The organism is Nocardioides sp. W7 (assembly GCF_022919075.1).
Classification (GTDB): domain Bacteria; phylum Actinomycetota; class Actinomycetes; order Propionibacteriales; family Nocardioidaceae; genus Nocardioides.
In genome coordinates, this window is the sequence record NZ_CP095078.1 from 529,621 (window position 1) to 547,978 (window position 18,358).

At 64.6% G+C, this 18,358-nt stretch carries 14 protein-coding genes; 6 read left to right on the forward strand and 8 right to left on the reverse strand.

Going from position 1 to position 18,358, the window contains the following annotated elements:
• Positions 1-155 precede the first annotated feature (155 nt).
• Complete coding sequence (locus MUB56_RS02570) at positions 156-887, forward strand: hypothetical protein (protein WP_244930352.1); 732 nt, start codon at positions 156-158, stop codon at positions 885-887.
• Between the two features lie 18 nt (positions 888-905).
• Here MUB56_RS02570 and MUB56_RS02575 read toward each other — a convergent pair whose 3' ends face one another.
• Positions 906-1,046 carry a hypothetical protein gene (locus MUB56_RS02575; RefSeq protein ID WP_244930353.1) on the reverse strand — a complete coding sequence of 47 codons (141 nt, stop codon included), beginning with the start codon at positions 1,044-1,046 and terminating at the stop codon, positions 906-908.
• 531 nt (positions 1,047-1,577) lie between these two features.
• Between MUB56_RS02575 and MUB56_RS02580 the strand changes: the two genes are divergently transcribed.
• Complete coding sequence (locus MUB56_RS02580; protein WP_244930354.1) at positions 1,578-2,807, forward strand: S8 family serine peptidase; 1,230 nt, start codon at positions 1,578-1,580, stop codon at positions 2,805-2,807.
• Positions 2,808-2,832: 25 nt separating this feature from the next.
• On the opposite strand, the gene MUB56_RS02585 is transcribed toward MUB56_RS02580, so the two are convergent.
• The gene (locus MUB56_RS02585) at positions 2,833-3,324 is read right to left on the reverse strand and encodes a DUF6623 family protein (RefSeq protein WP_244930355.1); all 492 of its coding nucleotides are present in this window, start codon (positions 3,322-3,324) and stop codon (positions 2,833-2,835) included.
• Between the two features lie 479 nt (positions 3,325-3,803).
• Here MUB56_RS02585 and MUB56_RS02590 point away from each other — a divergent pair, with 479 nt between their 5' ends.
• Positions 3,804-5,027 carry an IS110 family transposase gene (locus tag MUB56_RS02590; RefSeq protein ID WP_244930356.1) on the forward strand — a complete coding sequence of 408 codons (1,224 nt, stop codon included), beginning with the start codon at positions 3,804-3,806 and terminating at the stop codon, positions 5,025-5,027.
• A 341-nt stretch (positions 5,028-5,368) separates the two neighbouring features.
• Positions 5,369-6,718, forward strand: a complete 1,350-nt coding sequence (locus tag MUB56_RS02595) for a hypothetical protein (RefSeq protein WP_244930357.1) — start codon at positions 5,369-5,371, stop codon at positions 6,716-6,718.
• 161 nt (positions 6,719-6,879) lie between these two features.
• Here MUB56_RS02595 and MUB56_RS02600 read toward each other — a convergent pair whose 3' ends face one another.
• The 3 genes from MUB56_RS02600 to MUB56_RS02610 all read right to left on the reverse strand — a co-directional run bounded on the left by MUB56_RS02600 (position 6,880) and on the right by MUB56_RS02610 (position 9,902).
• Entirely contained in the window at positions 6,880-8,922 is a 2,043-nt protein-coding gene (locus MUB56_RS02600; protein ID WP_244930358.1) for a nuclease-related domain-containing protein, read from the reverse strand.
• A gap of 222 nt (positions 8,923-9,144) precedes the next feature.
• The gene (locus MUB56_RS02605) at positions 9,145-9,639 is read right to left on the reverse strand and encodes a hypothetical protein (protein ID WP_244930359.1); all 495 of its coding nucleotides are present in this window, start codon (positions 9,637-9,639) and stop codon (positions 9,145-9,147) included.
• A gap of 2 nt (positions 9,640-9,641) precedes the next feature.
• Complete coding sequence (locus tag MUB56_RS02610; protein ID WP_244930360.1) at positions 9,642-9,902, reverse strand: hypothetical protein; 261 nt, start codon at positions 9,900-9,902, stop codon at positions 9,642-9,644.
• Positions 9,903-10,036: 134 nt separating this feature from the next.
• Here MUB56_RS02610 and MUB56_RS02615 point away from each other — a divergent pair, with 134 nt between their 5' ends.
• Positions 10,037-10,588: a hypothetical protein gene (locus MUB56_RS02615; protein ID WP_244930361.1), complete on the forward strand. Its 552-nt coding sequence runs from the start codon at positions 10,037-10,039 to the stop codon at positions 10,586-10,588.
• Between the two features lie 410 nt (positions 10,589-10,998).
• Positions 10,999-15,465 (forward strand): hypothetical protein, encoded by a 4,467-nt coding sequence (locus MUB56_RS02620; RefSeq protein ID WP_244930362.1) that lies wholly within the window; start codon positions 10,999-11,001, stop codon positions 15,463-15,465.
• A gap of 256 nt (positions 15,466-15,721) precedes the next feature.
• On the opposite strand, the gene MUB56_RS02625 is transcribed toward MUB56_RS02620, so the two are convergent.
• The 3 genes from MUB56_RS02625 to MUB56_RS02635 are packed head-to-tail and all read right to left on the reverse strand — an operon-like array spanning position 15,722 to position 18,316.
• Positions 15,722-16,495: a TerD family protein gene (locus MUB56_RS02625; RefSeq protein WP_244930363.1), complete on the reverse strand. Its 774-nt coding sequence runs from the start codon at positions 16,493-16,495 to the stop codon at positions 15,722-15,724.
• A 35-nt stretch (positions 16,496-16,530) separates the two neighbouring features.
• The gene (locus MUB56_RS02630) at positions 16,531-17,859 is read right to left on the reverse strand and encodes a CapA family protein (RefSeq protein ID WP_244930364.1); all 1,329 of its coding nucleotides are present in this window, start codon (positions 17,857-17,859) and stop codon (positions 16,531-16,533) included.
• A 1-nt stretch (position 17,860) separates the two neighbouring features.
• Complete coding sequence (locus MUB56_RS02635) at positions 17,861-18,316, reverse strand: NUDIX domain-containing protein (RefSeq protein WP_244930365.1); 456 nt, start codon at positions 18,314-18,316, stop codon at positions 17,861-17,863.
• Between the last annotated feature and the right edge of the window lie 42 nt (positions 18,317-18,358).

An 18,358-nucleotide genomic window follows, 5' to 3' on the forward strand; every position in this document is an offset into this window, starting at 1 on the left:
ACAGCTCGTCGTAGCCGGCGTCTAGCCGAACCTCCGGATGCCACGACTCGACGACGGCGGGTTTCGGTCGTTCCAGTCTCGACGAGTGCGGATACCAACTTGATAAGCCATGATGTGGCTGCCGACGAAGGTGACCCCTACGCGAGGAGTGGATGATGGGTTTTGCTGCCGATATCACCCGACAGGTGCGGGCGCAGTACTCGATGCACTTCTCATACCCGCCCGGCCAGCCCTTGCAACTCGGGGACATCGTCGTGCCGGACGCAGGGACATGGACGGTCGTCGGCAACTTGGCCAAACGGGCGGGGGTCTCGATCGATGTTGTAGAAGATCCCACCCCTGCCGATTGGTCACCCTCGGCGACGAGCGGCTGCAACATTGAGACCAAGGCGGCGGCCACGCTCGACCCGAAGTTCAAGTTCGTAGCCGAGGCGAAGGCCGGCGTGAAGATCACGCTCAATGACAAGAACGCGTTCGCGCTCGCCATGAAGGGCGCGCGATTCCGCCGCATCGCTGATGTCGACGAGTTTTGGGACCACGTCCGCGGGGAGGTCAACAAGTGGACATGGGACCTCCGCCGGCGAATCGTCACTTCAGTGACCGACGTGGAATCGATGACATTCCTCGCCAGTGCCGAGGGTGGCTCAAGCTTCGAACTCGAAGCCGCCGGCAGCCCGAACGTTTCCGGTCTTCAACTGGGTGACATCTCAGCTGGTTTCACGTTGAAGTCGACCATGTCTGCAAATGACGTGTTCTCAAGCTTGGCCGCGACACCACTATTTCGCGCCCACAAGGTCAAGCTGCTTGGACCCCTCGGAACGGCTTCCGTGGCCAGCGGCGACGTCGCATGGGAGGAACAGGGTGATCTCGGAGACGACGAGGCCTAGGCGAGAGTCACCAGTGGATCAAGTTCCTGCACCATGACCGGAATCCCTGGCGACCAGATCGAGCGGCTTCTCGTCGAGGATCGATTGCGCTTCGATGCCGTCGATTGTCCGATACGCTACGAGGTTTGGCGTGAGTATGCCCTCTGGGGTGCCGATCACCGCCCGGCACTTCTAATCGAGCGGAGTTCGGCGTCGGCATTCGACGTAGAAACGCTGCAGCAGGCCCTTCGAAACGCGCCTCCGCTCCAGCCCACTCGGCCAGACCTTCAACCAGTTGCAGCGAGGTTGCTTCTACCGCCACCCGTTAGAGGCGATGGTGAGGGCGATAGAATTCGCGATCTAAGTCAGAGCCGTGATAACCGTGCCGATGAGCCGCCGGGCGATGAAAGCGATGGCCTAGCAGCCTTCGGATCCTGGATTCTTGTCCGACCTGCCCTACACCAGATTGTCGCTCTGCTGCCCTACACATCGTGGGCCGACGTAGCTGCGGTGCTTTCCCAGATGGACCGGTCAGCGGTGGCAGAACTGCTCCGGGCCGACTCTGCCCGCGGTGATCTCAGGTCGGCGTCCGGCGAGATCAGAGACGACCAAGCTGAGGACCTCCTGAACTCCGGAGCGACACGTCGGGCCGCCTGGCTTGTGAATGTGATCGCGCGAGTGTGGGGATATGACTGTGCCTTCCCTGGCGAGTTGCCAGGTGCCATCGCGGATGTCGATCGGATGGTTGCGGCCCTTCGCAAACACTGGTCATCTCGGCAAGGAGACCTCGCTGGATCTGAATCCGGTCCGCTCGTAGCGAGCATCAACCTCAATCGTCGTTCGAAGACCGCGGTCTCGACGTCACGGCGCACGATCAAGGCCGATGCTGCTTCGTCAGTCTTTAGTGTCGACTGTTCTAGCCTTGTTTGGGCGATCCTTGACGCCGGCGTCGATGCCCGCCACCCCGCCTTCAAAGCGCGCGGAGGCTCTGGTAGTCGAGTAACGCGGACCATCGACTTCACCCAAGTCGACATCGTCGCGTTGTCGCAGTCTCTGCAGCGTGGTGAATCGCTGGTAAAGGCGCTCGAACCGCATGTACGTGTCTATGGCACGACACCGCGCTACAGTCCGCCGAGATCAAATCACGGCACTCATGTCGCCGGAATTCTCGCGGGATCGGGACCGCACGAGGCTCGAGAGCCCGTTCACGGAATTTGCCCCGACATAAACATCTGGGATTTACGTGTAGTCGACGCTGTCGATGGCGGCGGTGCCGGCGGTGTCGAGGACTTCGGGTGGGAAGATCGCATCCTGTTGGCGATGCAGTACATCCAAGCCGTAAACGCTCAAGATCCCCGCCATCTGCAGGTCTGCGGGGCCAATCTCAGTCTCTCAATTCCCTACAATCCAGCCAGCGACGCGTGCGGCTGGACACCTGTTTGCAAGGAGGCGCGACGACTCGTACGCTCCGGAGTTGTCGTTGTCGCAGCTGCAGGAAACGCCGGGTTCGCTGCCTCGGCCGGATTCCGTACAGCCGGGGCCGGCTATTCGATTTTGGGTATTACCGATCCTGGAAACGCCGATGACGTCATCACAGTCGGCGCAACCCACCGCCTCGAGCCGCTTCGCTATGGGGCAAGCTACTTCTCCAGCAAGGGTCCGACCGCCGACGGTCGGCACAAGCCCGACCTTCTCGCCCCAGGCGAGAACATCACTTCCGCCAGTGGGCCCAATTCAACGGCGTCGAAGGACGGAACTAGCCAAGCTGCCCCGCATGTCTCGGGAGCTGCAGCCATGCTGCTCGCCCGCAATCCCGAACTGATCGGCCGTCCCGAGCTCGTGAAGCAAATATTGTGTACAACGGCAACTGACCTTGGACGAGAGCGCACATTCCAGGGTGCTGGAATAGTCGATGTGCTGCGAGCCATGCAATCTGTTTAGATCGTTCTCGGGGCGGCAGCGTTCACTAGCCGTACTCAAGGCCTACCCCGACGATGCTGAGAGTGTCAATATCTGTCGAACTTTTGCCCGACCTGTCCAGCGGCAGTCGAATAAGTATGGAAACACCAATCGCGGCATCAGACTGCGGGGCATCTGCCAGCGGCACCATGAGGCGCCCGTGTGCGAACTGCGCGCCCTCTCCGGGTTCACCGATCGTCGACGTCGCACGCATCCCCCCGGACGAGGCCAGCTGATTGGCGCCGTTCCATATGTCAACCTGTGCCAAGTGGGCAGAGCCACTGGTGCGGAACTCGATCAATGCCCCAAGCAGAACGGGCCAGCCGAAGACGCTGAGATGCGACGCCGGGGCGTAGTGCAACCATGTTTCGGCCGCTTGGGCGGCCTTGATTCGCATGTAGAACCCTGTGCGCTCGACGAGCAAGCCCTGCGCGGACTGCACCTGTCCGGCGTGGCCGTGCGACCAGACCTGAAGCTCTCCACCGAACGCCGTGTCCACCGTGCCTCCTGTTCTTCGGTCTGGTGGAGGCTACCCGTTCGGCGGAGACCGACCTAGGAATTGCAGCGCAAAACGGGAGCTACCGAGTCCGCAGTGTCGGCGACGGCCGACCCCCCTGAGGAGACCGAACGGGCGAACGCTACCGCGACGGTCTTCGTCCCATCACCCGTCGTGAGGGTGGCGATCGGACCTGCCGCATGGCGATGGCGATACGACCCGCGACCGTGGCAGCCGCACGTGACGTCGTATGCGGCTACTAGACGATTCCCGTAGGGCCGGTGTCTGGCCAGACTCGGTCCAGGTGTCCGGCGGGAAGCTCTCTATGCGGCTGCCCACCGGCTTGTCGGTGTGGCTCTCTATCGGTCTGCAACCCGCCGGGCACCGCTGACGAGGCGTGGCTCCAGAAGGGACTGCCCAGCTCGTAGTAGCAATGCCCACCTCGCCGTCCACATCGGAACGAGCACAGGCGGGAGCAACACATGGAACAGCAGGCGGAGCACGTGATCATCGGGGTCGATCCTCACAAGCTGTCGGCCACGATCGAGGTCGTCGATCAGCAGGAGAACCTGCTCGGCTCTGGGAGGTTCACCACCGACCAGGCCGGCTACACAGCGATGCGGAAGTACGCGAAGACCTGGCCGGACCGGCTCTGGGGGGTCGAGGGCGCCAACGGGGTCGGACGCCCGCTCGCACAACGACTCCTCGAAGACGGCGAGCAGGTCGTCGACGTGCCGGCCAAGCTTGCTGCCCGGGTCAGGCTCTTCGACACCGGGCACAACCGCAAGACCGACGCCCGTGACGCGCACTCGATCGCCATCGTCGCGGTCCGCACCAAGACCTTGCGAGTCCTCCGGGTCGATGGCGAGCTCGAAGCGTTGCGGATGCTCGCGGACCGCCGCGAAGCACTGACCCGGCGGCGGGTCCAGACCGTCGACCGGCTCCAGGCGCTGCTGGCCGAACTCCTACCTGGCCAAGCGAAACGCGACATCACCACCGGCCAGGCCAAGACGATGCTGGCCACCGTCCGTCCGCGCGACATCGCGGGCAAGACCCGGCGCCGGATCGCTGCCGAGGAGCTCGCCGAACTGATCTCGGTCGAGGCAAAGATCAAGAAGGCCACCGCCGAGCTGAAGACGATCGTCCTCGCTCGGGGTTCGCGGCTGATGGACATCCATGGCGTCGGCCCGGTCGTGGCCGCCCGGGTCTTGGCCGACGTCGGCGACGTAGCGCGGTTCGCCGACCGCAATCGGTTCGCGTCCTGGACCGGCACCGCACCCCTGGACGCATCGTCAGGGGAGCAGAACCGGCATCGCCTATCCCGGGCCGGGAACCGCCGGATGAACCACATGATCCACATCGCCGCGATCAGCCAGATCCGGCTCGACACCGAGGGTCGGGTCTACTACAGACGCAAGCGGGCCGAGGGAAAGAAGTCGCTGGAGGCCATCCGGTGCCTCAAGCGCAGGATCTCGGACGCGATTTACCACCAGCTCGTCAAGGACGCCGCAGCGGCCACTGGCCGCGACGTTGGTACGGGTCCGGGAGGGCACTGCGGGGCGTCTCAAGAATCCAGCGCGGTCGACCTGCCCCCGCACATCGACACTTCGGATCAGCCACTTCCCGGACCCGCGCAACCGACGCTACCTCCGGCCACGGCGACCCGGAAGACCCACCGCGACGACTCCCTCAGACCAGCAGGTTGACAACAGAAGGGAGCCGGTAAGACGCGCATCGAGGGGTCGCTGGACCGCGCGGCAGCCCCAGATCCGCCGGTTGGCAACAGATCTACTACCTGCACAGGCCTGTGGCGACTATGGTCCGCGTATGCCCGATCACTACAGAGGATGAGCGGTTGAACGGACCCGACCTGCTCGCTCCGTACGGCCGAAATGAGCCGTGTTGGTGCGGTTCCGATCGCAAGTACAAGGTCTGCCACGGCCTGCAGAGGCCTCCTTCGCAGCCCGGTGCGCCACTTCCGCCGGATGGCGATGGCAGCATGTTTCTAAGCCCGTCCACATCCCTAGCTAATGGAGCTTTACAGACCATGCTGCCCGGCGGCGCCGCGATTACTCTGCCGTCGGACGGCCCAGCACCAACAGCAATCACGTATACCAACTGGGAAGCGGATCTGGGCGCTGCCCTAGCCCCAAGCCCAGACGTAATGGCGGTCGAAGAGCTGGGAAATTTGCGAGTTGAGGTTCTCAGGCGGGTTGCCGGGATGCGACCTACGGAACAATCGCCGTCCAGCGACGTAACAACGGCACTGTATGCGCTTGCCGCAGAAACGGTGCGGACCGTTGCGCAACTCGCGAGGCAGCAGCCGCGGCCAGCCATGCTGTGGAATCAAGAACTCGACCTTGCTCAGTTCCTCGGTCGCACTCTGCTACTTGCCGACCATGTGCTGTACCCCGACCGGGTCTTCGACACATTGCGCCGAAGTCCGACCATGCAGCAATTGGTCGACGACGCCACGGCAGAACTGAAACACGCCGACCTGCTCTCTGGAGGCATCGCCATCCCCGTCCCGCCAGGGGTGGCGATGGCAGCGCAAGGACCGGTCGCTCAGGAGCTCACTGCTGGCGATCTTCAGCAGTCAGAGCTCGTCTCGTGGGTCCGAACTCAGTTGATCATCGAGGGGCCGACGGCTCGCGAGGCATTGTTCGTGCGAGCGGCCGACGATCTCGCGCGGGAGCCGGTGAACTTCTGGCTACACGGGCACATCGACCGAGAGTCACTCGACGAAGAGACGGGGCACTTCAGGACGCTTATGCTGCAGCCGTTCGATTCCAGATTTGACTACGAGTCGTGGATTGCCCAGGTGAAAAACTCGGCGATCAGCGCACTGGTGCAGCGAACGCACGAACGCGTGGTCGCTGCAGACGTCTTCGGTGCGGAATATGTCTCGGCTTCCCTTTTTGAAGCTCGCTTGCTTCGTACGCGCGAGCGCACGCACAGGATGGGACCAGCGCAAGCCGCTGTCTGGGCCGACATTCCTGAACTGACCAGCCTAAGCGGTGGCGACTTGGTCAAGCTTCTAAAGAACGAGGCCGCCGTAGCGGACCTACGCCACCAAGTACGCGCGAGTCTAATGACGGCTCGAAGTGACGGCGACAAGATTGATGCGATTACTGAACTCAGTCACCAGCTCGAGGCCGCTTCACACAGCCTGCAGAAGGTCTCGGCATCTGATCGAACTTGGAAGGCCGTCCTGCCGGGCGGCCTGACCGCAGCCACCATGGTGGTTGGAGGTATCACCGGAGGACTTGCTGGCGTGGGGCTCGGAGCGGTGGGGGTGCTTGCGACGCTTGCGCCGTCCCTAGGAGACCGACTGAACTCACGCCGACGGGCGGCTTATGTGTACGTTGCTGCACGGCGGACTCGTCGATCGCGGTGACCGAGGAGGGGCGTCGCGGCGGTATGACACACGTGTTGATGGTGCAGACGTCGGCTGTTCGGGTCCGCTGCACAACCCCGCGATCCTGTGACCTGCCTCGGTGCGCGGCCCGGGCCTAGTTCACCATGGGTGTCACTCGGTCGTCGGCCTGACAGCGTCCGCTAGGAAATGTCAATGGCGAGTCGGGGGAGCCCTTCCGCAGTAAGCGTGACCTGAATGACGACCTTGTTGTCGATGTTGAGGCCGCCAGCTGCTCGGCGCAGTTGCTTGGCCTTGCCTTTTCCGAGCGGCCTACCGCCTGCGGCTTCGACTGCGGCAAGTAGTCGTGTCAATACGTTCCACGATCGCGGCGCGACGGAGAGGACCGAGGTAGTGGCGGCCAGCCAGTTCGGGTCGTCACGCGCGAGCATGCTGTCAAGAGCAGCCATGACTGGCGGTGGGACACGTGTATTCGGTCTCTCGGCGGCTTTGGGGTGGGCCCTCCGATAGTGATGCGCTTCCACCTCACCCTGTAGTTCGGTGATGGTCTCGGTGGTGAAGTAGTCGTTCATCCAGTCCGAGGTGTTGCTCACCATTCTTGCTACGACAGTGCCGTGGGCGTTGGTGAGGGTGCGGATTGAGACAAGTCGGTCTTCGCACCATGCGCCGAGGGAGTCGGCCTCGACGAAGACGGAGACTTCGTCGGCGAGCATTGTTCGCCGTTCGACGAGATACGCGGCGAAGTCGCTTGGTGCTGGGAGGACTTCCGCGAGTAGGAGGAGGTCGGCGAGGTTGATGATCCAGGAGCGCTGACTGCGGTCGCCGTCCTCGGAGAAGCCAAGGTAGGCGCTGAAGGGGTCCATGCGGTCGAGAGTGACTGTCATGGGGAGGACGGTCGCGCTTGGATCGAGGTCGATTAGATGCCCATCGGTGTCGGTGAATGGCAAACCGTCTCGGATGGCGCTTTCGGTGCGTGCATTCTGGGTGTTGGCCCGGTCGACGATGTCTTGGACGTGACGGTCGACGCGTCGTGGGGCGCCCCGGCGGCCTGCGCGACTGAACCGTCCGCCCTTGCATTCGACGACGAGGACGACTCCGGGTAGGGCGACGAGGACGTCGATTTCGGCGTCGGCTTCGGCGGTCGGGTAGCGCACTGCCCGGTGGACTCGATCGCCGAAGACGGCGCGTAGAGCTTCCTCGGTGAGATCTTCAGTGGTGTGGTGTCGTGCTTTGTCGTAGGCCGTGGCGAGTCTGGCGTTCGTTTGGACGACGGCATAGCCCCATTCCACGGCGGCGTGGATGAAGTCGATGGGCCGCGGCCACATCCACTCGCCGCTGCTGAGACCAATGATCGGTCGAGTCCGGACAGGGTTGTCGTTGAGCGCGTCGTCGGCGCTTACCGAGCCGATACGTGTGCTCAGCGCTTCGACCAGCTTGGTGAAGGTGGATGGGTCGATATCGAGGTTCTCGGCCAGAACGTCGTCGAAGTCCGTTCCTTCGAGTGGCGCTGCGGCCGTGAGTGCCCAGAAGACGATTTGGCCGATCATCCAGGCCTGTTGCCGCGCCTGGGTGACATCCGGCGGAAGGGCCGGGTAAGAGGTGTCAATGTAGTCGTCTGCATGCTGCGCGTGCTGCACTCGTACCTGACTGTAAAGATCGGCGAATCGAAGCGCTTCGGTGAGCCGAAAGCCGAATGTGTCGACGACGCGTTCGTCGACACGGCTGAAGACCTCGGCGGCGATCTGGCGGACGTGCTTGTCGAAGCCGGCCATGCGGTCGAAGTCGTTCTCGAGCCTCAAGAGATTCAAGACCCGGGAGCGCGGCCCGCCATCGCTGTCGAAACTCCCCCTGCGGCCGGCTTGAAAGCGCAGATTGGCGATCCGTCGAAGCAAGTGATCTGCTTCTTGGAGGTGTTCGGGTGCGAAGGTGGCGCTGATGCGGTTGAGCATCTCCACTTCGTCGGAGCTGGTGACGAACCCGCCGAGGAGTTCGACCATCGCGTCGCTGCCAAAGTTCGCGGGTCCTGGCATGTTAGACCGCCGCATGGCGTCGTATACGTCGATCGCCCCATACAGAACAATGGGGTTAGTCTTCGCGATAAGTGCGCGCAGCTCCGCGTAGACGGCGGGCAGTTCTTCTTCGGCGTCCTCGGCTGCCTTGCGGAGGGACGCGTGGAGGGCGTGCCAGGCTTCTTCCGTGCCGCCTTGCAGAACGTAGCGCTCCATCTCGTGCTGCAACGGGTCGTTGATGTACCGCGGGGCCTCAGGGCCTCGTGGATGGACGCTCGTCTGGCTGTTGGGTCGACGGCGGTTGTCCGATCGCCTGGATCTCGTCACGAACCTGAGTGTGCAGGGGCGCACCGACAATGGCGGGGGAAGATGCACAGCAGGGCGACAATCGAACCTTCAGCAGTCCCGGGTCTAGCGCCTGTAGGGCTTCACGAACGATCAGTCAGTCGTCGGGAAAAGCTCGCTGACCAGTTCGTGCGAGCGCCGGACGATCGGTGCCGTCATGCCGTATGACCATGCGGTTTGCTCGCTGGGGTGGCTGAAGTGATTCCGGAGCCCACGTCCGGCGTGTAGGCCGTCCTTGGCCTCCTCGTTGAGCAGGCCCTCACGACCAGCCCGCACAATGAGCTTCTCGAAGGAGAGGCGCGGAGCGTCGAGCCTGACGTTGAGTGCTGTCTCTACCGCTTGAAGCGAGACCAACACCGCCAGCGTCAGAAACTCGTAGACGAAGTAGCTCTGGACGAACAGGGATCGGCTGGTCTGCAGCAGGCCGGCTACTCCTGGGGGTGTGCCTGGGGTGATGGGCCAGCTGGCGACGGATTGGCGAAGTCGGCCGGGGCTCATAGGCAACGGACGGCCTGCCTCGTCAATGCCTCCCACTAGTTGTGCCATCCGCGGGTCAGGCTCGACCCGGAACTCGTCGGCAGCAGTCATGTCTAGGCCGCGAAGAGGGCCAGCGCCTTGGCCGCGAACGCGTCTTCGGCGGCTCGCGCAGCCAGAGCGTCGGACGCGACCGACTCGGTGCGCAGGATGCATTGCCCGAACAACGCCACCTCGCCATGCCAGCGCATTGGCTGAACGCTGTCACAAACGGCAGCGATCACGATTGCCCGCTGTAGGAGGCTGTGGTGCTGGAGGAGCCGCGTACCAACCTTGATCTCGACTCCACCAATGAGGTGCTTTGTCTGTAGATGCATGTCCGAACGCTACGAGCGGTCACCGACAGTCGCGCCGCGCCGGACTAGGCCAGGATTCGACACGACGACCGGAAGCCGGCGGACGCCGCGTCTTGATGGCCTATCCTTAGAACAACTGTTCGAGGAGGTCCGCCGTGGTGCTCGCACTAGATGAACTCGATGAGACAACCCGTGCGTACATGCGCCGCGAGTTCGAGGCGGAACGGGACGGCTCTCAGCCGTACGTCTCCGACCGGCTGACTCCATTGGGCGTTGATCTCTGGTGGACGCTGATGGAAGACGCCATCCGTGCCGGAGACGACGAGTCTCTGTACCTCTCGCTCGCCAACGGGCACGGGATGATGCGCAGCTCCGAGTTGTACGTCCGGAACGGCGTGACCCGATCGCGCGTCGTCAACCTCGGGCAAGCCTGTGAACTACTTGCTACGAGCGAGTTCAACACCTGGTATGTGCGCGGCCTCTGCGCGCGGCTTCTTGACGAGAATGTTGAGGAGGTTGAGGTGTACCGAGCAGCCCCAGCAAAGTGGCAGCCATCCGGATGTGCCCGACACGAGGGTCGCTTCCTCCCAGTTCAAGATGTCTATGACGGGCATCGAGCCGCTTACTGGCCACAGTCGAACCCGCATGTCTTCTCTGTTCCATTCCAGGCCGGCTGTCACCACAGCGTTCGTCGGGTTGCGGAATAGTAGATCCGGCACGCCACAGGCGCGATCCGGGCAGCGCGACGCGCTGGGTCGTGGTGAAGGAAGTCCGCGAACGCGTCAGCGCACTTCAGTACGCAGAAGGACGCGATCGAATCGCGCCAGAGAGATCGTTGAGAACCTCGGTGGTGACGGTGAGGTTCGGATTCAGGGCCGGGACGGACAGTTCCGGGACAGCGACTCCGGCTCGAAGAACGAGTCCCCAGCGCGCAACACGAAGCACTGATCGGTAGGGCTCCGGTCAGTACGGGCATCGCTGAGGAAACGTGCCTCGGTAGAGGTGCGAGAGTATCGCCCACTGCGATTCGAGGCATATAATAAGTGCATTATGTCCACGATGGTTGCTCGTATGATTGCCTACGGGTCGCGCGCTTTGTCGATCCCAAGGTGGGTTCATGGCGCCTAGGCCCGGTGGCGAAACCGACAAGATCGGTAACCGGTACGAACTGGCATGGACTATTCGACACGCCCTGTACTGCATCTTGGACGCTAGTCGTTCGTTAACCCCCGAAGAGTCTGACGTCGAGCTGGGCAAGGGTTCCGAGTTCACCTATGTGGCGGGCTCGCGGGTTGAGATTCATCAGCTGAAGCGTCAGGATGGGAACAGTAATCAGTGGAACATTAAGACGCTCAATCGTCTCAACATCTTCGCCGCCGCGGCCGAGCACGTGGCTGCTGGTCATGATTATCACTTTGTCTCACTTGTTCCCTGCGGTCCGCTTCGCGAGCTCTCGGAACGGGCACGTAAGTCGTCAGACCTCCAAGCGTTCACGCGGAACTGGCTTACCAACGAGTTGTCGGACGCCTTCGATGAACTCGCGGCGACCGAGGTTCTTGGTAGCCCGGCTGCAGCCTGGAGCACCCTCCGCGGCATGTGGTTCGAGGTCCACGATGAGCACGACATCGTTCGGGTAAACGGGATGTTGGCCGAGCTCAGCTTGGAGGGCACGACCGGTCACCTAGCGTCATTGGCTCTGGGGGACATCGTCCTCGGCAACCTCGGCAAGCGTCTGGTCCGTGCCAACTTCCTCGAAGAGCTGCAGGAGCATGGCATCAAGCCGCTCGCTGCTAGCTCCCGCGCCTCGACGGCGGAGCAAGTCCGAGCAGTCACCACGAGCTGGCGGAGCACGGTGCAACGCGAGCTGCTGCAACCTGCTATCGGCCGTAGCGAAGCTACTGAGCTTGCGTCGGCCCTTCAGGTCAACCGAGTGGGGCTCGTTGTGGGGACGGCGGGCGGTGGCAAGAGTGCGGCCCTCGAACAGCTGGCTGAGAGCGCTGTCGACAGTGGAGCCGAGATCTTGGCCTTCCGTCTCGACCGCTTGGATCGCTTCGCATCAACTGTCGATCTCGGACGGCAGCTGGGTCTTGACGGTTCGCCCGCCGCTGCGTTGGCCATGGCTGCTGACGGCCGGGATGCCTACCTGGTGATCGATCAACTTGATGCAGTCAGTCTGGCGTCCGGCCGTATGCCGGAAAGCTTCGACGTTGTCGTCGATCTGATCGGCGAGGCTCTGTCGGTCAGTGGAATGCGTGTAGTCCTGGCTTGCCGGGAGTTCGACGTCGACAACGACCATCGGATCCGAGCCCTGGCCGCACGTCCAGACCTTCAAACCGTGCCGGTAGCCCTGCTGTCAACTGAGGCGGTTGAGCACGCCGTCACCGAGATGCAGCTTGACCCGACCAGTCTGAGCGCATCGCAGCGTGAGTTGCTGCGAACTCCACTGCACCTGGTTCTCCTCAGCAGCATTGCTGGACAGGCGGATGCCCTCGCCTTCGAGTCGAAGGGGTCACTGTTCGAGGCGTTCTGGCAACGCAAGCGCCAGGCCGTCAAGGCCCGCCGCGACACGGTGCGTTACGCCGAAGTCCTTGCTCGGATCGCGAACGCGGTCAGTGACCGTCAGGTGCTCTCCGTCCCGATCGAAGTCCTGGACGAAGATGACCTGATCGACGACGCCAACGTGCTCGTGTCCGAGCACGTGCTCGCTCAGCAAGATGACCGCATCGCATTCTTCCACGAAGCCTTCTTCGATTACACGTTCGCCCGCCAGTGGGTCTCGCGCTCAGAGAACCTGGTCGACTTTCTGCAGCGTGACGAACAGGAGTTGTTTCGTCGCTCCCAGATACGTCAGATCCTGCAGCACCTGCACGAGCGTGACGCCGACAGATTCCTGAGTGAACTAGAGGCACTACTGATAAGTCCCGCTGTTCGGTATCACATCAAGGAGACCGCTCTCGCAGTCTTAGCCAATCTGCAGTCGCCGACGAGTGATGACGCTGCCGTAGCGCTCAAAGTCGCGGCTAGCAAGCCGTCGTTTGAGAGTCGGATATGGCAGCAATTACGTCGACCGCAGTGGTTCGCCCGCTTGTACGACGATGGACCGATCGCCGAATGGCTCGATAGCGACGACCAGGTGTGGAAAGACCGTGCCGCTAACATCATGCTCAGCGGAACGGTGCAGCACGGTGGTGCCGTAGTCGAGCTACTGCAGGCTCGCCAACACCTGCCTGACTACCTGCTGTGGGTTCGTTCCGTGGTCAGCACCGCGGACCTGCACAAGTTCCGACCGCTCTTCGACGTGTTCCTGGATGCCGTCCGAAGCGGTGCCTACCGCGACGCTGACCAAGAACTCTGGCTATCGGCACACGAGTTGGCTGAGCACGAGCCGGCTTGGGCGATCGAGTTGCTGCAGGCTCGGTTCATCGACCCAGCCGACGCGCTAGCAGTCGACGATGATGGCAAGGTCATCAACCTGGCGCTGCGCGACTACAGCTTGTCCGAACTGGTGCGGACCGCGGCCGCGGCCGAGCCTCGTCAGTTCCTCGATGTTGTCGTGCCGTATCTGCGCGAGGTCATGGCGGTCGCCGCCTACGACCCTCGCGACGATGACGGTGTGGTGCGAGACAGGCACTTCAGCATGCGCTACCCGGACGAGGATCATGACGAGCGCGAGCTGGAAGACGTCCTTTTCGCGGCCGCCATGCGGGCTCTGGAGGACGTTGGTCGATCTACACCGGCCGAGCTGCGACCAGTCTTAGAGACGCTGTCTGCCGATCCGTACGAGGCTTCGCAGTTCCTGCTCTATCGGGCACTGATTGCCGCGTGTCCTGAGTTCGCGGATTGGTCGGCAAGCTTGCTTCTTCAAGGCGGAACGCGGCTGCGGTGCGGGTATATGTCGGACAGCACGTGGGTCGCGCGTGAACTCGTGGCAGCCATCGCTCCGCACCTGACTGACGCGGTTCACCTGCAGCTCGAACTGGCAGTGCGAGACCTCAAAGATCGTTACGAGAGCCGTCGTAGTGGTGGCCGCGCTGCGTTCACGTTCCTCTCGGCGCTTGATGAATCTCGGTTGAGCGCCGATGGCACGCGCCGATTGGGGGAGTATCGCCGCAAGTTCGGCGCCAACGAACCGCCGGCCCCGACGGGCATCCGCGGCGGCTTCATCGGCTCGCCGATTGCTCCTGACGCAAGTGCCAAGATGTCTGACGACCAATGGCTGCGGGCCATGGCGAAGTACGGCACCGACGAGACCAACTGGGACTCCTTTACCGGTGGAGCTCGCGAGTTGTCCCGAGCACTGCAAGAGCAGGTCAAGACAGATCCCTCCCGCTTCACGAAGCTGGCGCTCAGGTTCACCGCTGACTTCAACCCGTCCTACGGGGACGCCATCCTGATGGGTTTTGGCGATGCGGTTGTCGGGACTGACGAGGACGCGGAACACGTCTATACGGCAGTACGGCACATCTCCTCGTTGGGCCATGAGGACAACGAGCGGTGGTTGGGGACTGCCATCCGTCGCTTTAACCGTCAGGCGCCGCTCGATCTCGTTGAGCTCATCCTCGACCGGGCACTGCACGCAGCCGACCCCGTTGACGACTCACCCGTGTTCGTACGTCAAGGCGATGACGGTAAGAGCGCGAAGGATCTGCACGGCAACGGCATCAACACGACACGGGGCACTATGGCGGAGGCGCTTGGCGACCTGCTTGTGTTCGACGTGGATGGCACGCGTACCGAGCTTGTGCGCCCACATCTAGAGACCCTTGCCAGCGATCCTGTCCTGTATGTCCGCTCCTGCGTTGCCCACACGATCGCTGCGTCGCTTCGGCATGCGCGTCCGGATGCCGTCCGCGCGTTTGAGCGCCTGATCGAAGCCGAAGACGTGCTCCTAGCATCGGGCTTGGTGCAACAGCTGATGCTGTACATCGGCAACGTCAACCCGGACGCGATCGACCCTGTCATCGCGCGGATGCTGGCGTCGGACAATCACGAGGCCCGGGAGGCGGGTGGTGCCTTAGCCGCGTTTGCGTCCTTAGAGTGGAGTCGCCCTGAGCTAATGGCCCAGGCTCTGGCTGCCGACGAGTGGGTGCGGCGCGGCGCTGCTGACGTCGCTGCTGGTCGAGTCGACCGAACGTCCAATAGTCAACTAGCTACGGCAGCCCTGCTGGAGCTGATGAACGACAACAACGAGGACGTGCGCAAGGAAGCGGCGGGTGTTGCCGCACACCTCCGTGACCTGCCGCTGCGCCCGTACGCTCAGCTCCTAATCGCCCTGATCGAGTCGCCGGCGTACGACCAGGCGACGCCGCAGTTATTGATCACCCTGCAGCACGCGCCTGACAAGGTTGACGATCTCGTTCTACGAGCCGCACGGCGCTTCTTGGAGATCTTCGGGGACGAGGCTGCGGACATCCGGCACGGGGCTGCGGGAGACGCGCGGTACATCAGCGAGCTCGTGGTCCGAGGTCTGGCGCAATCTCGCGATCGGTCGCACCGAGCCGCCTTGCTCGATGTGCTCGATCGTCTCTTAGAGCTCGGCGTGTACGGGATCGGCGACGCCATATCCAAAGCCGAGCGCTCCTGATCCCCCGCAGTTGGGCGCGCCCGAGGCCGAGGACTGCTCGTATTGGCATACCTGAGTTGTGACGTCGTGCCGCCCCCATTGGTGAATTCCTGCCACAACTCAGCTGGAACCATCGGTGGCTCAACAGTTCGAGTACTCCCGAAGTAGCTCCATTCGAGCGGACGCAAACCGAGAACGGGAAGCGCGCCGTCGCGTCATAGTGGGCGATAGGGAACGCACACGCGAGCGAGCCTGCAGACCGAGCCCCACAAGCCCCTCACCCCACGCGCGCGCTGACCACCCGCCCGGACGCATCGTGCGCAAGATTCACCCGATCGGGCCGGAAGTCCATCGTGAGCATCGCGTCGAGCGGGTGCGCGCGCACGTGCCAGCCGGCCTCGGTGGCGAGGCGGGTGGCCTCGGCGACGTCGAGGCCGACGAGGGTGGCGACGTCGCGGCCGTCGGGCTGGCGGGTGCTGCGGAGGTACGGGCGGAGGGCACCGACCGACTTGGCCGGCACGGTGACCGCGATCCCCTCGCCGATGGCGCGCAGCCGCCAGCCGGAGCCAGAGCCGTCGCGGAAGATCGTGGCCATTGCCAGCCCGGTCTGGGGCACGCCGGCGGTCAGCGTGAATCGCGCGAGCTCGGTGTCGGTGGCGTCGTCGACGATCCGGCAGTAGGCGTTGGCGATCCAGTCCAGAGTGTGGCCCTGGTAGCTGCTGACCAGGAGGACGATGGTCTCGACCTTCGCGTAGACCTTCGCCAGGTCGACCGCGATCACCTCGTCGTCGCCGTCGCCGCTGCCGCTGCGGTTGTCGCCCTGGTGCACCACCGACCCGTCGCGGGTGGCGAGGTTGTTGTAGAACGCCAGGTCGAAGAGCTGCTCGCCCATGAACTGGACGACCGAGGCGTCCAGGTCGACGTCGCGCTTGGCACCGGCGGGGCCCGCGTTGCGCTCCTGGTCCCAGCCCAGGCCCAGCCGCAGCCGGGTCACCGGCTCGCCGGACTCGGTCGCGAGCGTCCACTCCTGGCCCTTGCTCAGCTCGATCACGAGCCGAAACTACTGCGGCCGACCTACGGACCCGCCTACCGGCGCGCGTACGGACCGGTGCTGGCTCCCCAGACGTCGGCGAGCACGCCGGCCGCGTCCGGGCCGCCGAGCAGCCGGGGCGCGTACGTCGTCGGGTCCATCCGGTACGGCGCCAGCCGCACCGCCCTCAGCTCCGCACCCCAGAAGGTCGCCTCCAGCAGCACCCCCTCGCGGGCCTGGACCGGGAAGCGGGCGGGACCCATGTCGAAGACCAGGTTGCCCAGCGAGTGCAGGACCGGTACGCCGTCGACCGCGTCCACGCCCTGCACCCAGTGCGGGTGCCCGCCGACGACCAGGTCGGCGCCGGCGCGGACCAGGCGCCGCCCGACGACCCGCTGGATGTCTTCCGGCTCGTGGGTGTACTGCGTGCCCCAGTGCGGCAGCACCACCACGACGTCGGCGCGCCGCGCGGCCCGTCGTACGACGGCGGCGACGTGGCGCAGGTCGGCGGCGACGAGCGGACCGGTGCGCGGCGGCATCCGCACCGACAGCGCGCCGGGCTCGGTGCGGGTCGCGCGCGGGGTCTCGCCGATCGCGTTGAAGGCGACGAACGCGAAGCGCACCCCGCCGCGCTCGACGTACGCCGGCCGGCTCGCCGCGGCCAGGTCGCGTCCCGCCCCGACCGGCACGACGGGACTGTCCGCGAGGACGTCGACGGTCTCCACCAGGGCCCGCGGGCCGTAGTCGCCGGCGTGGTTGTTGGCCAGCGACAGCACGTCGAGGCCGGCCCGGCGTATCGGCCCGAGCAGCGCGGGCGTGGCCCCGAACGAGTCCCCGCCCTGGGTCGGCGCCCCGTCGCGCGACAGCGTGCTCTCCAGGTTGGCGACGGCCAGGTCCGCCGACCGCAGCCGGCGTGCCAGCGGTCGGAGCGCGCCGGCCGCGGAGGGCACGCCGCGCACCAGCATCAGGTCGCCGCCGACGACCAGCTCGACCGCGCGCGGGTCGTCGCGCACCGGGTCGACGCCCGCCACCCGGGCCGCCACCACCGTCGGACCGACCTCGTCGAGCGGCACGACCGCGATCGCGCCCGGCCGGCGCTCGACGTCCCGGATCCCCGCGACGACGTCCCGTCCGCGCCAGCGGTCGAGGTCGCCGTCGACGATGCGCCGGTACGCCGCCCGGGACAGCTCCAGCTGCGGCTCGGTCGCGTGCCCGACGACAGCGAGCACCGGGTCGGGCAGGGCCGGTTCGGAGGGCGCCGGTTCGGAGGGCGCCGGCTCGGACGACGCGCTGGAGGGAGTGGACCCCGTCGGCTCCACCTCCGGCGCCGACGCGCTCGTGCAGGCCGTCAGGGTGAGCAGCAGAACCTCGACGGCCGCGCGCACGTCAGTGACCGTCGAGGTAGGACAGCGCCACGTCGACCAGGGAGACCCGCGGCAGCCCGGGGACCTCGTCGATCGGGAACCAGCGGGCCTCGTCGGTGGTGCCGTCGACCTCGTGGGTCAGCTCGCCGCCGGTGATCGTGGCCGCGAAGACGACCCGGACCGCCTTCAGCGCCCGGTCCGTCCCGTTCGCGCGCCGCGTCGGCCCGAAGACGGCGGTGTCGACACCGAGCAGACCGTCGAGACGGACGTCGTACCCCGTCTCCTCGTGGACCTCGCGGACGACCCCCTCCTCGACGGTCTCGGCCAGCTCGACCCCACCGCCCGGCAGCGCCCAGCGGCGCTGGTCGCCCTCGTTCCACAGGGCCAGCAGGATCCGGCCCTCGTCGCGGATGACGGCGTACGCCGCGAGTCGGGTGTCGTACTCGGTGTAGTGCGGCAGCTCGTTCGGATCGGTCACGTGAGCATTCTCGCAAGTCCGCCCCAGTGGAATGTTCTGAAC

What these genes read in the sequence shown, in the direction of transcription:
- MUB56_RS02600 (WP_244930358.1), bottom strand. Translation starts at nt 8,922, where the DNA reads ATGGAGCGCTACGTTCTGCAAGGCGGCACGGAAGAAGCCTGGCACGCC.
- MUB56_RS02590 (WP_244930356.1), top strand. Translation starts at nt 3,804, where the DNA reads ATGGAACAGCAGGCGGAGCACGTGATCATCGGGGTCGATCCTCACAAG.
- MUB56_RS02595 (WP_244930357.1), top strand. Translation starts at nt 5,369, where the DNA reads ATGCTGCCCGGCGGCGCCGCGATTACTCTGCCGTCGGACGGCCCAGCA.
- MUB56_RS02570 (WP_244930352.1), top strand. Translation starts at nt 156, where the DNA reads ATGGGTTTTGCTGCCGATATCACCCGACAGGTGCGGGCGCAGTACTCG.
- MUB56_RS02605 (WP_244930359.1), bottom strand. Translation starts at nt 9,639, where the DNA reads ATGACTGCTGCCGACGAGTTCCGGGTCGAGCCTGACCCGCGGATGGCA.
- MUB56_RS02620 (WP_244930362.1), top strand. Translation starts at nt 10,999, where the DNA reads ATGGCGCCTAGGCCCGGTGGCGAAACCGACAAGATCGGTAACCGGTAC.
- MUB56_RS02610 (WP_244930360.1), bottom strand. Translation starts at nt 9,902, where the DNA reads ATGCATCTACAGACAAAGCACCTCATTGGTGGAGTCGAGATCAAGGTT.